The sequence below is a fragment of the Aquibaculum arenosum genome (assembly GCF_029222965.1).
Lineage (GTDB): Bacteria > Pseudomonadota > Alphaproteobacteria > Kiloniellales > DSM-21159 > Aquibaculum > Aquibaculum arenosum.
Map to the genome: position 1 here is coordinate 98,628 of NZ_JARHUD010000010.1, position 14,414 is coordinate 113,041.

At 68.0% G+C, this 14,414-nt stretch carries 13 protein-coding genes; 4 read left to right on the top strand and 9 right to left on the bottom strand.

The features are described from left to right. Nucleotides 1-76 precede the first annotated feature (76 nt). The gene (locus P2G67_RS14715) at nt 77-865 is read right to left on the bottom strand and encodes an aspartate dehydrogenase (protein ID WP_275824010.1); all 789 of its coding nucleotides are present in this window, start codon (nt 863-865) and stop codon (nt 77-79) included. Between the two features lie 153 nt (nt 866-1,018). Here P2G67_RS14715 and P2G67_RS14720 point away from each other — a divergent pair, with 153 nt between their 5' ends. From P2G67_RS14720 to P2G67_RS14730, 3 genes are read left to right on the top strand one after another with little or no spacing between them, the layout of a single operon-like run. Further along, nucleotides 1,019-3,295, top strand: a complete 2,277-nt coding sequence (locus tag P2G67_RS14720) for a xanthine dehydrogenase family protein molybdopterin-binding subunit (RefSeq protein WP_275824011.1) — start codon at nt 1,019-1,021, stop codon at nt 3,293-3,295. Further along, nucleotides 3,292-4,266 (top strand): dihydrodipicolinate synthase family protein, encoded by a 975-nt coding sequence (locus P2G67_RS14725; RefSeq protein WP_275824012.1) that lies wholly within the window; start codon nt 3,292-3,294, stop codon nt 4,264-4,266. The genes P2G67_RS14720 and P2G67_RS14725 overlap by 4 nt, the downstream gene beginning before the upstream one ends. A gap of 14 nt (nt 4,267-4,280) precedes the next feature. After that, a complete protein-coding gene (locus P2G67_RS14730; protein WP_275824013.1) occupies nt 4,281-4,832 on the top strand; it encodes a 3-hydroxyanthranilate 3,4-dioxygenase in 552 nt (183 codons plus the stop codon). A gap of 3 nt (nt 4,833-4,835) precedes the next feature. On the opposite strand, the gene aac(3) is transcribed toward P2G67_RS14730, so the two are convergent. The 8 genes from aac(3) to P2G67_RS14770 form a co-directional block, all read right to left on the bottom strand. After that, nucleotides 4,836-5,648, bottom strand: coding sequence for an aminoglycoside 3-N-acetyltransferase (aac(3), locus tag P2G67_RS14735; RefSeq protein WP_275824014.1), 813 nt, complete (start codon nt 5,646-5,648; stop codon nt 4,836-4,838). Nucleotides 5,649-5,684: 36 nt separating this feature from the next. Further along, nucleotides 5,685-6,674 carry an ABC transporter ATP-binding protein gene (locus P2G67_RS14740; RefSeq protein WP_275824015.1) on the bottom strand — a complete coding sequence of 330 codons (990 nt, stop codon included), beginning with the start codon at nt 6,672-6,674 and terminating at the stop codon, nt 5,685-5,687. Further along, nucleotides 6,671-7,642, bottom strand: a complete 972-nt coding sequence (locus P2G67_RS14745) for an ABC transporter ATP-binding protein (protein ID WP_275824017.1) — start codon at nt 7,640-7,642, stop codon at nt 6,671-6,673. The genes P2G67_RS14740 and P2G67_RS14745 overlap by 4 nt, the downstream gene beginning before the upstream one ends. Further along, nucleotides 7,642-8,475 carry an ABC transporter permease gene (locus P2G67_RS14750; protein ID WP_275824018.1) on the bottom strand — a complete coding sequence of 278 codons (834 nt, stop codon included), beginning with the start codon at nt 8,473-8,475 and terminating at the stop codon, nt 7,642-7,644. Before P2G67_RS14750 ends, P2G67_RS14745 begins: the two co-directional genes overlap by 1 nt. Beyond that, a complete protein-coding gene (locus P2G67_RS14755) occupies nt 8,475-9,416 on the bottom strand; it encodes an ABC transporter permease (protein WP_275824019.1) in 942 nt (313 codons plus the stop codon). The genes P2G67_RS14750 and P2G67_RS14755 overlap by 1 nt, the downstream gene beginning before the upstream one ends. 104 nt (nt 9,417-9,520) lie before the next feature. After that, the gene (locus tag P2G67_RS14760) at nt 9,521-11,008 is read right to left on the bottom strand and encodes an ABC transporter substrate-binding protein (RefSeq protein WP_275824020.1); all 1,488 of its coding nucleotides are present in this window, start codon (nt 11,006-11,008) and stop codon (nt 9,521-9,523) included. Between the two features lie 60 nt (nt 11,009-11,068). Continuing rightward, entirely contained in the window at nt 11,069-12,079 is a 1,011-nt protein-coding gene (locus P2G67_RS14765) for a P1 family peptidase (protein ID WP_275824021.1), read from the bottom strand. A gap of 23 nt (nt 12,080-12,102) precedes the next feature. Then, on the bottom strand, nt 12,103-13,410 hold the full coding sequence (locus P2G67_RS14770; protein ID WP_275824022.1) for an acetylornithine deacetylase/succinyl-diaminopimelate desuccinylase family protein: 1,308 nt from the start codon (nt 13,408-13,410) through the stop codon (nt 12,103-12,105). A gap of 186 nt (nt 13,411-13,596) precedes the next feature. Between P2G67_RS14770 and P2G67_RS14775 the strand changes: the two genes are divergently transcribed. Continuing rightward, nucleotides 13,597-14,414, top strand: an 818-nt coding sequence (locus P2G67_RS14775; protein ID WP_275824023.1) for an IS5 family transposase, incomplete at its 3' end; no start/stop codon positions are given.

Genomic DNA, 14,414 nt, shown 5'->3' on the forward strand with positions numbered 1-14,414 from the left:
GCCCCGCCCGCGCGAAGCAAGGCACGCCGCGGCAAGGGCCGCATGTGCTGGAAGCATGGCAGGGACAGGTGAACACTTAAACGACGAGTGCTGCTTCCCGGTTCGCCAGATAGCGCAGCAGGGAGTAGACCGTGAGCAGAGAGGTCCGGGGATTGTCCGGCGCCGCATAGCCCTCGCCGCTGTAACTGATGCGTCCGGTGACGCCCTCAGCCTCGATCTCATGCCGATTGCCGCCGGCAGTGGGATCCGCCACCAGTTCCACCTGGGTCTCGTCGAGCCCGAGGCCGGCGAGACCGACGATGGCCGCCACATTGGCATTCTTGGGAAAGGTCCCTGCCGCCTCGCGCGCGCTGCCGCTGAAGAAGGTGGTGGCGGTCGAGAGGCTGTCCAGCGCGCAGAGGCTTTCCGCCGCCGAGCCGCGCCAGGCGGCCGGGGGCTTCACCCCCCGATAGGTGACCTGTTGCAAGCCGGCCAGCCGCATCGCCGCCAAGGCGTCGATGGCACCAATGGCGCCGGCGGGAACCACCAGGCGTGACCCGCCCGCCCGGGCCGCCGCACGCAACCGCTCGGCCAGCGCGGCGTCGGTCAAGGCTCCTGCCGATGCCGCCGCCAGTTCGAAGCCGGCCTGGAGGACACCCTCACCGTACTCGGCTACCGCGCCGCCGCCGGCGGCTTCGACCACCACATCCGGTCTCGCGGAGAGCAGGTCGTCCAGAGACTCGACCAGCGGCAGGTCAGGGGTTTGGCCGGCGCGACCGGGGCGCACCAGGATCGCAGTCAGTTCCGCCCCCGGCGCCTTCCCGGCGGCAACCTCCTGCAGCAGCAGACGTCCGATGGCGCCATGGCCGATCACGGCAAAGCGCATGTGCGACCTCCCTTGCATTCAGCGGCCTGAAAGCTACCCCATCGTCCCGGCTGCGACGAGACCGCACAAGAGGCTGCGACGTGAACGTTGTCCCTCCCGCCTCGCTTGCGCCACACTGCGCCGGCTCAAACCATATCAAGGGAAGTTACCTCCTTGTCCGCCTCGCCCGTCTCCGCATCGCATCGCCCGGCTGACAGCGTAATGGGCCAGCCCCTGCGGCGCCGCGAGGATGCCGCCCTGTTGCGTGGGCAGGGACACTTTATTGACGATCACGCGCCGCCGGGCTGCCTGCACCTGGTCTTTCTGCGCAGCCCGCTTGCCCGCGGGCGCATCACCGGACTGGACTGCGCCGCGGCCCGCGCGTTGCCGGGCGTGGTGGCGGTGTTGACCGCGGCCGATGTGCGCGGTCTCGGGCGCCTGCCGGTGAACCCCATCGGCGGCCCGGTGCAGCCGCCACCCTTCCCCATCCTGACCGACGACAGCGTCCAGGCCCTGGGACAGCCGGTGGCCGCCGTGGTGGCCGAGACCTTTTCCGCCGCCCTGGATGCCCTGGAGCAAATCGACCTCGACATCGAGCCGCTGCCTACCCTGCTCACACCGACGGCGGCGTTGGCGGGCGACAGCCTCTATCCCGAGGTGCCGGGCAATCTCGCGGTCGAGCGACACTACAGCCGCGGTGACGCCCGCGCGGCCTTCGATGCCGCTGCCGTCGTCGTCGAGGCGCAGATCTGCCACCCGCGCCTTGCCCCCAGTTCGCTGGAGCCGCGGGCCACGCTGGCCCAGTGGGACGCTACGGCGGCCCGCCTGACACTCTGGTCCGGCACCCAGACACCGCATCGCCTGCGCAGTGACATGGCGGCGATCCTCGGGCTGGAGCCGGAGCAGGTGCAGGCCATCGCGCCGGATGTGGGCGGCGCCTTCGGGCTGAAGGCGTCGCTCTATCCCGAGGACGTGGTGGTGGCCCAAGCCGCCCGGCAGCTGGGGCGGCCGGTGAAGTGGGTTGCAAGTCGTGGCGAGGAGTTGCTGTCCGGCACCCACGGACGCGGTGCAGAAAGCCGCGGCACCTTGGCCCTGGACCGCGAGGGACGCATGCTGGCCCTCGAAGCGGACTTCCTCTTTCCGCTCGGTTACTGGATGCCATTCAGCGGTGCGGTGCCGGCCTGGAACGCCGCGCGCATTCTGCCCGGTCCCTATGCCATTACCGACTACAGCGTCACCAGCCGCGCGGTCATCACCAACACCGCGCCGCTCGGCATCTATCGCGGCGCCGGCCGGCCGGAGGCGGCCCTGCTGCTGGAGCGGCTGGTGGAGGAAGCAGCGGACCAGCTCGGCATGGACCCGCTGGAGCTGCGCCGGCGTAACCTCGCGCCCAGCCAGGCCGGCGACGCCGCCAGCGGCCGCGATTCCAGCGACTACCAGGCGCTGACGACGGAGCTGGCGGCGCAAAGCGACTATGAGACCCTGCGCGCGGAAATCGGCCAACGCCGCAATCGAGGCGAAAAGGTCGGTCTCGGCCTTTCCTGCTACGTGGAGCCTTCAGGCCAGGGCTGGGAAAGCGCCCGGGTCAGCCTGCTGCCCGACGGCTGCATCCAGGCCGCCACCGGCTCCAGCGCCCAGGGACAAGGCCGCGAGACCGCCTTCGCGCAGATCGTCGCCCAGGTCTTCGGGGTTACGCCGGAACAGGTCGAGGTGCTGCACGGTGATACGGCACGAACACCGGCAGGTATCGGCGCCCTGGCCAGCCGCTCGACACCCATCGGCGGCAGCGCCCTGCTGCTGGCTGCGCGAAACAGCCGTGAACAAGCTGGCCGCCAGGCCGCCGCCCTGCTCGACTGCGAGCCCGAAGCGGTGCTGACCGACGAGGCCGGCCTGCACAGCAGCGATCGTGACGCCCATGTCTCCTGGGCCGAGCTTGCCCGCAAGAGCAACGATGCCTGCGAAAGCGAAATCGTCTACGAGGCTGCCGGGGAGGCCTGGGGCTTCGGTGCCTGCCTGGCCGTGGCCACCATCGACCAGGAGACGGGCGCGGCACGGATCGAGCGGCTGATCTACCTCGACGACGCCGGCACCCTGGTCAATCCGCTGCTCGCCGAGGGCCAGATTCACGGCGGCATCGCCCAGGGATTGGGCGAAGCGCTGCTGGAGCGGCTGGTCTACAACGAGGAGGGCGAGTTGCTCACCGGCTCGCTGATGGATTATGCCCTGCCGCGCGCCGACGACATGCCGGCACTGCAGCTCGGCCACCACAGCACGCCCTCGCCCTGCAATCCGCTGGGTGCGCGCGGGCTAGGCGAAAGCGGCAGCATCGGAGCGCCGCCGGCGATCCTCAACGCCCTGCTCGACGCGCTCAAGCCGGGCAAACTGCCTATACTCGAACCGCCACTGAGCAGCGAGACGCTCTGGCGCGCACTGCGAAAGGAACAGGAATGAAGCGCTACAGCCGCAAGGATGCCAAGGACCACGCTCGCGAGCACATGAAGGGCATCTGGGCCGCGGCGCTGACGCCTTTCCGGCCCGGGGACCTCGCCCTGGACGAGGAGGGCTTCAAGGCCAACCTGCGCCACTGGGCCGGCGAACTGGGTATCGACGGCGTCTTTGTCGCCGGCAAGCAGGGCGAGTTCTTCTCCATGTCCGTGCCTGAGCGCAAGCGCAGCTTCGAGCTGGCGGTGGAGGTGGCAAAGGAACGCCCGGGCGGGCGCGACTTCGGCACCATCATGTCCTGCTCCGATCAGAATCTGGACACGGTGATCGAGCTGGCGCAGCACGCCGAGGCCATCGGCGCCGACTACATCGTGGTGCATGCCCCGGTCCTGCACTTCGTGAACGACCGCGACGAGACGCTCTTCGAGTACTACCACACCATCTCGGAGCAGGTAGAGATCGGCATCGCGCTCTGGAGCCACCCGGACAGCGGCTATCTCATGAGCCCCGAGCTCTGTGCGCGGATTGCTGAACTGCCGAACGTGGTGGCCATCAAGTATTCCGTGCCGCGGGAGATGTACGCCCGCCTCACCGAGATCGCCGGTGACCGGCTGATTGTCAGCACAGCCAGCGAGGAGGAGTGGCTGGACAACATCCTGGAGCTGGGGTGGCAGCTCTACCTCTGCTCCTCCCCGCCCTACCTGCTGCAAACCGCGAAGGACCGGCGCATGCGCGAGTACACCGACCTCGCCTTTGCCGGCAAGGCGGAGGAGGCCCGGGCGGTGCGCGACAGCCTGGAACCGGTGCGCCAGGCGCTCAAATCGACGCGCCCCGGCGGCAAGCCGCAGGCACAGCAGAAATACTGGCAGGAACTGCTGGGCCAAGTCGGCGGCCCCGTGCGCCGGCCCATGCTGCCGCTGACCGAAGCAGAGAAAACCGCGATCCGCGAGGCCTTCGACGGCTGTGGTCTGCAGCGCTGACAGGAGAGATGACGATGACCCCGCACCCGCGCCTCAAGCCCTTCGACTTCCGCGACTGGATCGAACGCCACCGCCACCTGCTGAAGCCGCCGGTGAGCAACAAGCTGGTCTTCGAGGAGGCCGGCATGGTGGTCATGGTGGTGGGCGGCCCCAATCAGCGGGTCGACTTCCATGACGATCCCGTAGAGGAGTTCTTCTACCAGCTCGAAGGCGACATGCTGCTGAAGGTCGCAGAAGGCGGGAAGATCTATGACGTGCCGATCCGCGAGGGCGAAGTTTTCCTGCTGCCGCCCCACGTGCGCCACTCGCCGCAGCGGCCGGTGCCGGGCTCCGTCGGCCTGGTGGTGGAATCGCCGCGCCCGCCCCAGGCGCTGGACGGCTTCGAGTGGTTCTGCTTCGAGTGCGGCAGCCGCGTCCACCGCGTCGAGGTCCCGGTGACCAACATCGTCACCGACCTGCCGCCGCTTTTCGATGCCTTCTACGCCGACGAGGACGCCCGGCGCTGCGCCAACTGCGGCGCAGTACACCCGGGCCGCGAACCCCCGCCGGGCTGGGCGGCGTTGTAGTCATCACCGCGCCCCGTGGCGCGCCTCCAGCCATTGCACGCCGAAGCGCACGATGTCTGACGCATCGATGAGCTGGCACTGCGCCGATCCCACGCGGCCGGCCTTGTGTCGGCCCTGCTCGAGGTAGGCGCGCGCCATCAACTCGATGGAATCCGGGGCGCCCGGGCCGGCATAGCAATCGTGGATGCCGTTGGTGTCGAGTTCCTCCACCTCCCGCCAGACCGTGCCGCCGTCCGGCCCAAGGAGCGGCACGGCATAGCACACGCGGCGCTTGTTCGGGATGTCGGCCAGCGCCTCGGCGTAGTGCAGCACCGTGACTGAATCGGGCGGCGCCCCGAGCAGCAGCACCTTGCCGTCATGGGCAAGGAAACGCTCCAGCGGCGAATCCGGCGCCAGCCCGCTGCCCAGTTCGTGCGGCGTCACCAGATCGGCGGCCGCTGCGCCCCAGGCCCAGAAGGAGGCATCGGGATGACCGCTGCGCCGTGAGCCGGGCAGCTGCACCAAAAACCGGTTGAGCGCACCGAAACTGGGATGGGGTGCTGCATTGGCGGGATCGAAGGCCGGCCAAGCGTCGCGCTCCGCCGGCGAAAGCTGCCGGCCGTTCAGCGTTTCGTCGTAGGGCGAATGCTCCCAGGAGACGACGGCCAGGAGGCTTCCCTTCGGCCCCACCGCCTCGCACAAGGCCGCCGCCAACTCGGCCGGCCCGCCCACCACGGGCCCCAGGGCGCGCAGCGAGGCGTGCACCATGATGGTGTCACCGGGAGCGATGCCGAGATCGTGAAGCTGCCGGACCAGATCACCGCGGCTCACAGCCATGTCGCCTATCCATCCTGAGGACTGGATGAGCGGCAACTATACCTGATGGCAGGCGACCTGTCGGCCGGGTGCGATGGTGCGCAGTTCGGGAGCTTCGCTGCGGCAGCGCGCCACGGCGAGCGGACAGCGGGGCTGGAAGGGGCAGCCGCCGGCGGGTGCCGGGGCCGGGTCGGCGATGGGTCGACGGCTGCGCCGGCGCGCTGGGTCCGGGCTGGGCACCGCCTCCAGCAGCAGCCGGGTGTAGGGATGGGCCGGCGCCTTGAAGAGCTCGGCGGTCGGTCCCGTCTCCACGAAGCGCCCGAGATACATGACCGCCAGTCGCTGACAGACCTGCTCCACCACCGCCAGATTGTGGCTGATCAGCAGGTGGGTCAGGCCGTGGCTCTCCTGCAGGTCTAGCAGCAGATTCAGCACCTGGGCCTGTACCGAGACGTCCAACGCCGACACGGGCTCATCGGCCACGATGAGTGATGGGCGGGTGATCAGCGCGCGGGCGATGGCAATGCGCTGGCGCTGCCCGCCGGAGAACTCGTGTGGGTACTTGCGCGCGTCGGAGGCTTGCAGGCCCACCGCCTGGAGGCTTTCGGAAACACGGTCACGCCGGCTGCGGCCTTCGGCCCCGTCGGCGAGCAGGCGCAGCGGCTCGGCCACGATCCGCGCGACCGACAGCCGCGGGTCGAGCGAGCCGTAGGGATCCTGGAAGACCATCTGGAAGCCGCGCCGCCGCCGGCGCAGGGCGGCCGGCGAGAGTGACAGCAGATCCTCGCCCTCGAAGAGCACGCGCCCGGCCGTCGCCGGTTCCAGCGCCATGAGCAGCCGGGCCAGGGTGGACTTGCCGCAGCCGCTCTCGCCCACGACGCCGAAGATCTCGCCGCGCTCCAGGGTGAGGTCGACCCCGTCCACCGCCTTGAAGACCGGCCGCTCGGCGAAGGGATGAGGCCGGGCCAGTGGGTGGTGGCGCGCCAGGCCCTCGGCCACCAACAGCGGCGCACCCGTCCCGGACGGCATGGCAGCGGGCCCGCTCACGGCAGCTCCTCCAGACGGATGCAGCGCGCCTGCTGGCCGCCGGGCAGTGGCTCCCAGGGCGGCACCGCGGCACGGCAAGCCTCGATCACATAGGCGCAACGGTCGGCGAAGCGGCAACCGGAGGGGCGGCGGCCCGGCTCAGGCACGCTGCCGGGAATGGTCTGCAGGCGTTGCCCTGCCCCGGCCGGCACCCCGGCATGACCAGGCATCGCCAGAAAGAGACCGCGGGTGTAGGGGTGCGCCGGCCGGGCAAAGATTGCCGCACTGCTTCCGGTCTCCACCGGCATGCCGGCATACATGACCAGCGTGTCGTCCGCCGTTTCCGCAATTACGCCCAGGTCGTGGCTGATCAGGATCAGCCCCATGCCCATCTCCGCCACCAGCTCGCGCAGCAGGTCGAGAATCTGGGCCTGGACGGTCACGTCCAGCGCGGTGGTCGGCTCGTCGGCGATCAGCAGCCGCGGCCGGCAGGCGAGCGCAATGGCAATGCCGACGCGCTGGCGCTGCCCGCCGGACATCTGATGCGGATAGTCGTCGAGGCGCCGCGCTGCTTCGGGAATGCCCACGCGCTGCAGCAGGTCGAGCGCGCGTGCCCGGGCGGCGCGGCGGCCCAGATTCTCATGCCACTGCACCCCCTCGGCGATCTGCTCGCCCACGGTCATGGCGGGGTTGAGGGCGGTCATGGGCTCCTGGAAGATCATGCCGATGCGCTTGCCGCGGATGCGGCAGAGCGCGGCCTCCGGCAGACCAATCAACTCGTCACCCTCCAGGCGGATGCTGCCGCTGGCGCGCGCGGCGGGCGGCAGCAGCCCCATCAGGGCCAGCGCCAGCATCGACTTGCCTGAGCCCGATTCCCCGACAATGCCCAGGGTGCGCCCCGCCTCCAGGCGGAAGTCCACCTCCTCGACCAGCGCCAGAGGGCCGCTCGGGGTGGCGATGCCCACGGAAAGATTGCGGACCTCCAGCATCAGCGCTTGCGCCTCAGTTTCGGATCGATGATGTCGCGCAGTCCGTCACCCAGCATGTTGAGCCCCAGCACTGCCAGCGCAATGGCCAGCCCCGGCAGGATCGCCAGGTGCGGCGCCTGACTCAGATAGGTCTGGGCGTCGCTCAGCATGCGCCCCCAGCTCGGATGCGGCGGGGGCATGCCTACGCCCAGGAAGGACAGGCCCGCCTCCGCCAGGATGGCCAGGGCAAGCTGGATAGTTGCCTGCACCACCAAAAGCCCGGCGATATTGGGCAGCACATGGTGCAGCGTGATCAGCACCGGCCCCTTGCCGGCCGAACGCGCGGCCAGCACGAAGTCCCTTTCCCAGACCTGCAGCGCAGCCGCGCGGGAAACGCGCGCGAAGACCGGGATGTTGAAGACCCCGATGGCGATCACTGCGGTGGTCGCGCCCGGGCCGATCAGGGCGGCGATCATGATGGCCGAGAGCACCGCCGGAAAGGCAAAGGTGACGTCGGCGAGACGCATGACCACCTCCTCCGCCCAGCCGCGCCAGGCCGCCGCCAGCGTGCCCAGCAGCACGCCTCCGGCCATGCCGAGCAGCACGGCGACGAAGGCGATGGAGAGCGAGTTCCAGGCGCCGACCATCAGCAGCGAGGTGAGATCGCGTCCGAAGTGGTCGGCGCCGAGCAGACCGGCCTGCAGCGGCGGCGCCAGGCGCTGGGTGATCTGGATCTGCGTCGGCGAGGCCGGCGTCCAGACCTGGGACACGACCGCCGTCCCCAGCAGCAGCAGCGTGACCAAGCCGCCGAGATTCAGCGTCGGGTGACGGACGACTGTGCGCAAGGCCGTCATCACCCCTGCCTCAGGCGCGGGTCGAGCCAGGCATAGGCGAGATCGACCAGGAAGTTAACCACGATCACCAGCGCGGCGAACAGCAGGACCACGTCCTTGATCACCACCAGGTCCCGTTGGCTCATGGCCTGAAACAGCAACCGCCCAAGGCCCGGCAGGGTGAAGACGTTCTCCACCAGGATCGCGCCGGCCACCAGGAAGGAGAACTGCATGCCCATCACCGTGACCACGGGGATGAGCGCATTGCGCAGCACATGGCGGCGCAGGGCGACGCGCCGGGTCAGTCCCTTGGCCCGGGCGGTGCGCACGAAGTCTTCCCCCAATACCTCCAGCACCGATGAGCGGGTGACCCGCGCCAGGATCGCCGCCTGCGGCAACGCCAGGGCCACTGCCGGCAAAAGTAAGGCTTTCAGCGCCGCGACGGGATCGTCCCAGCCCGGAAAGCCGCCGGCGGAGAACCAGCCGAGATAGCTGGAGAAGAACAGGATCAGCAGCAGGCCGAACCAGAAGTTGGGAATGGCCACCCCGATCTGGCTGAACAGCATGACGCCGTGGTCGGCCGGGCGCTCATGATTGGCGGCTGCGATCACGCCCAGGGGCACCGCCATCGCGGTGGAGATCAGGATGGCGAGGAAGGCCAAGGGAAAGGTGACCGCCAGACGGTCGGCCACCAACTCGGCGACCGGCACCTTGTAGGTCATCGAAAGGCCAAGGTTACCGCTCAGCGCGCCGCCCAACCAGTTCAGGTAGCGCTCGTATGCCGGGCGGTCGAGCCCCATCTCGCGGCGCAGGGCGGCCAAGGTGTCCTCGCGCGCTTCCGTGCCCAGCATAATCGCGGCCGGATCACCCGGCAGGATCTCGAGCACCAAAAAGATCGCGATCGAGGCCAGCAGCAGCGTGATGGCCAGCGCCGTGAAACGCCGCAACAACAGAAAGATCATGCCCTGCTCGGCCTCAAAGGACCCGGCCCCACGACACCCGGATTAGCAGCCGCCTCCCGGCCGCCTGCTCGCTCGAACAGGCGGCCGGACAGCAAACAGGGCCGCTATTCGACCCAGCGCACATCGCGCACGACATTGGAGGGCATCGGCGTGCTCTCCCACAAGCCCTCCAGACGCGCATCCCACACGCCCAGCTTTGGCAGCTGGAAGAGGAAGAGCGCCGGCACGTCCTCGGCCAGTGTCTGCTGCGCCTGGGCATAGAGTTCGAAGCGCTCGGCCTCGTCCGGCGTGACGCTAATTTCCTCGATCAGGGCCTTGAATTCGGGATTCTCGTACTGGAAGTAGTAGCCATCCCGCTGATAGATATCGATGTCCAGGGGCTCGGTGTGGGCCACGATGGTCATATCGTAGTCCTTGTTGGAGAAGACCTCCTCGATCCACTGCGCGGGGAATTCGGTCGGGCGGATCTCCACCTGCACGCCAATGTCGGCCAACAGCGCAGCGATGAGTTCGGAGGAACGGCTGGCATAGGCCATCTGCGGCGTCTTCAGCGTCAGCGACAGGCCGTCGCCATGGCCCGCCTCAGCCAACAGCTCACGCGCCCGCACGGGGTCGTAGGGCAGCACGCCACTGGTATCGACATAGGCCGGATGATTGGGCGAGAAGTGGCTGCCGATGGGCTGGCCGAAACCGGCGTAGGCACCCTCAATCAGCACCGAACGGTCGATGCCGTGCATCAGGGCCTGGCGCACCCGCACGTCGTCGAAGGGCGACCGCTGGTTGTTGAGACCGGCCACGATCTCGCCTTCCGTGTTGCCGGCCACGGCAGTGAAACGCTCGTCTCCGGAGAACTCGGCGAAAAGCTCCGGTGCGCCCAGGTTCGGGAAAGCGTGCACGTCCCCGGCCCGCAAGGCTGCCACCTGCGCCTGGGCATCATTGATGAAGCGGAAGGTTACCCGGTCCAGATGCACCGCATCAGCGTTCCAGTAGTCTTCGAAACGGGACAGCTCGACCCGATCGCCACGCACCCAATCGTCGAACTTGAAGGGGCCGGTGCCCACCGGATCGGTCTGGTTGGTCCCGGCACTTTCCGGCGCCACGATCACCGCGTCGCCCCAGCCCAGATAGTAGAGGAAGTTGCCCGAGGGCTCCGAGAGCGTGATGACCACGGTGTGGTCATCGGGGGTTTCGATCTCCTCGATCGGCGCGAAGATCTGCTTCTGCGCATTGGTGGAGTCCGGCGAGCGGGCACGGTCGAAGGCGAACTTGACGTCCTCGGCCTCAAAGCTGCTGCCGTCATGGAAGGTCACGCCCTCGCGCAGCTGGAAGGTATAGGTCAGGCCATCCTCGGAGACCTCCCAGCTCTCCGCCAGCAGCGGCTGCACCTCGCCATTGCGGTCGATCTGCACCAGACCTTCATAGAGGTTGAGCCAGGTCACCTCGCGAATGGCCACCGGCGCGGCACTGGTGGGATCGAGGTTGGGCGGCTCGATGGGCATGCCCAGCACCAGTTCATCCTCTTGGGCCTGTGCCTGCAGCGGCAAGACCGCGGCCAGCACCGCTGCCAGCGCTGTGGCCGAAAGCAACGTCATCGATGGCTTCATCACTACCCCCTGTTTCTTGACTCTTTTCACCTGCCCCATCCTCCCCTGTCAGACATTCTCCGCCGCAGCGCCATAGCGCTCCCGCCAGGCAGGATAGGGTCCAAGACTGTCGGCCGCCCAGACACCGCGCGCCACTGCGCGGGCGAGGCAGTCGGCTGCGACGCGCCCAAGACGCGCCAGATCGACCACGTCCGGCCCCGGTCGCTGTCCGGTGGATAGGGCAAAGACCGTATCGCCGTCGAGCGGCGAATGCACCGGTCGCAAGGCGCGGGCCAAACCGTCCTGTGCCATCACCGCCAAGCGGCCACAACCAACCTTGTCCAGGCGCGCGTCGGTGGCGACCACCGCAATGGTGGTATTTGCGCCGGCTTGCGGCGGCGCATCGCCAACTGTGGCATCGAGGCTTGCGACGGGACGCGCGGGCGGTGGGTAGCCGCCGAACTCACCCTCCTGTTCCAGAATCCAGGCCCAGAAGGCGCCGCTTTCCGGCTCCACCGCGCTGCCCAGGGCATTCACCGCCACCAGCGCGCCAACGCTCGTGCCATCGGGCAGAACCCAGGAGGCGCTGCCCAGGCCACCCTTGAGCGCACCGGCCTTGGCGCCGAGCCCCGCTCCCACATTGCCGAGGGGAAAATCGTGACTCGCCGCGACGGCCGCTTGGCGCCCCAGCGCGCGGTAAGGCGGGGTCTCGCCCCAGTCCTTATCGCCACCATTGATGAGATCGAAGAGGATCGCCGAAGGGACGATGGGCACACGCGTGCCAGCCACCTCGAAACCGCGCCCCTGGGACGCCAGCCAGCCAACCACGCCGGCACGGGCTTCCAGCCCGAAGGCTGAGCCGCCGGAGAGCACCAGGGCATCCACCTGCGGCACCGTGGCTGAGGGGGCGAGTAGGTCGGTTTCTGCAGTGCCCGGCCCGCCGCCGCGCACATCGACCGCGGCCGGGCAGGCCCGATCGGGCAGGACCACGGTCACGCCGCTGCGCACACGGTGATCGTCTGCATTGCCGACTGTGAGGCCGGGAACATCGGTGATCAGATTGCGTGGTCCGACGGGCATCGTCCCTGCTTCCCCCTCGCAGTTCAGTCCCGAAGTGTGCCTGTCAGGCGCAGCGTGGCCGCTGCCATGATCTTGGCCGAGGCCACCATGTCGTCGATGCCCACCCACTCATCTGGCTGATGTGCCAGGTCGAGGACGCCCGGCCCATAGGCGACACAGTCGTGCAGGTGCCCGATCCGGGCCACGTGCTTCTGGTCGTAGGTGCCGGGAGAAGCGATGTGCTGTGGTTCCTTGCCCAGCACCCTACGAATCTCCTCATCGAGCGCCTTGACCACCGGTGCATCCTCATCCGTCATGGTGGGCAGGACCGACCAGAGCTCGCGCAGGCGATACTCAAAATCCGGCACCTCGGCGCGCAAGCGCTGCAACAACCCCTCAATCTCGCCGCGCACCTGCTCCAGCGGCTCCTCGATCAGAAAGCGCCGGTCGAGTACCAGTCGGCAGGAGTCGGCGACACAAGCACTGGGCAGGCCATCAAAGCCTTCGGCTTGGCCGCCGTGCAGGGAATTGAAGTTCAAGGTTGAGTTGCGCGCTCCCTCAGGCTCCACCGGCATCTGGGTGCGGCGCTGGTCCAGTTCCGGATAGAGTTCTCGCTCGATCAGGTCGAGAAAGAGCCCCATGTTGCGGATCGCCGAAACACCGAGAAAGGGCATGGAACCGTGCGCGATGCGGCCCAGCGTTTCCACCTCCGCCCACCAGACGCCGCGATGGCCGAGGCACACGCGGTCGACGTTGAGCGGCTCCGGGATGATGACGTGGTCGACCCGCGGCTTTGAGAAGTAACCGCGCTCCGCCAGCCAGGCCACACCAGCATAGCCGCCGGATTCCTCATCGACGGTGCCGGATATCTCGATGGCGCCGCGAAAGGGGATGCCTTCGCGCAACAACGCTTCCACTGCGATGATGGAGGCGGCCAGGCCGCCCTTCATGTCGCAGGCCCCGCGGCCATAGACCCGTCCGTCGGCCACGGTTCCCTCAAAGGGATCGAAGGTCCAGCCCTTGCCGGCCTCCACCACGTCGATGTGACTGTTGAAGTGCACCGTCTCGCCCGGGCCTTCGCCCTCGATGCGGGCGACGACGTTGGTGCGCGGATAGCGATCACTGTCGCCCAGCGCGCCTTCGGCGCGCAGATACTCGATGGAAAAGCCCTGCTTGCGCAGGCGCTCACCCACCAGTTCGGCACAGGGACGATAGGCGTCGCCGGGCGGATTAACCGTGGGAATGCGAATCAGCTCCTGGGTCAGGGCGATCAGTTCCTCACGGCTTTCCTCGATCCTGCGGGACACCTTCTCGATGCTGGTGTCGCTCTTCGCCGTCACGTCATCCGCCATCTTTTGTATACCTGTCCACTACCACCATTGAGACGCCATCGGAGCATAACCGTGCCATCGCAGTGCTCAAGCTTTTCCGAAGCGCGAGGCAAAGCACGGGTCAGGCCAGCTGGGCACCTCTATTAACCTCGCGGCGCTGGCCTGTTTATGATTCACTGGGCTGGTGGACGCGCGGGGAGGCAAGGGATGGCGAAAGCTCCGGGGTTGTTCGACGTGGAGGAGCGGCTGCAGCGGCTGAGCGACATTGGCGATCAGCTCGAGGCCTTTGCAGCGGTGGTGGATTTCGAGATGTTCCGGGCAGACTTGCTCGCGGCGCTCGGTTATAGCGATGGCGCCAAGGGCGGCCGTCCGCCCTTTGATCCGGTCATGATGTTCAAGGTCCTGGTGGTTCAGGCGCAGAACAACCTCTCCGACGATCGCGCCGAGTTTCTGATCAACGACCGGCTTTCCTTCATGCGCTTTCTGGGGCTGGGCCTGGGCGACAAGGTGCCGGACGCCAAGACCATCTGGGCATTCCGCGAAAGGCTGACACGCGCCGGGGCCATCGAGGCGCTCTTTGCTCGCTTTGACCGTGCCGTGCGCGACGCTGGATACATCCCCATGTCGGGCCAGATCGTGGATGCCAGCCTGGTTTCTGCGCCCCGGCAGCGGAACAGTGAGGCCGAGAAGCTTGCGATCAAGGCCGGGCGCGTACCCGATGGTTGGGCGGATAAACCGGAGAAACTGCGCCAGAAGGATCGCGATGCGCGCTGGACCCTGGTCTACGGCAAGGCCCGCCTGCGCGAGGACGGCACAAAGCATGCCGACATCGCCATCCCCGTCTTCGGCTACAAGAGCCACGCCGGAATTGATCGCCGCCACGGCTTCATCCGTACATGGGAGGTCACGGATGCCAGTCGCCATGACGGCCGGATGCTGCGCCGCGGCCTGCTGGACAAGAGCAACACCGCCTCGACGGTCTGGGCGGACAGTGCCTATCGCTCCAAGGCGAACGAGGCCTACAT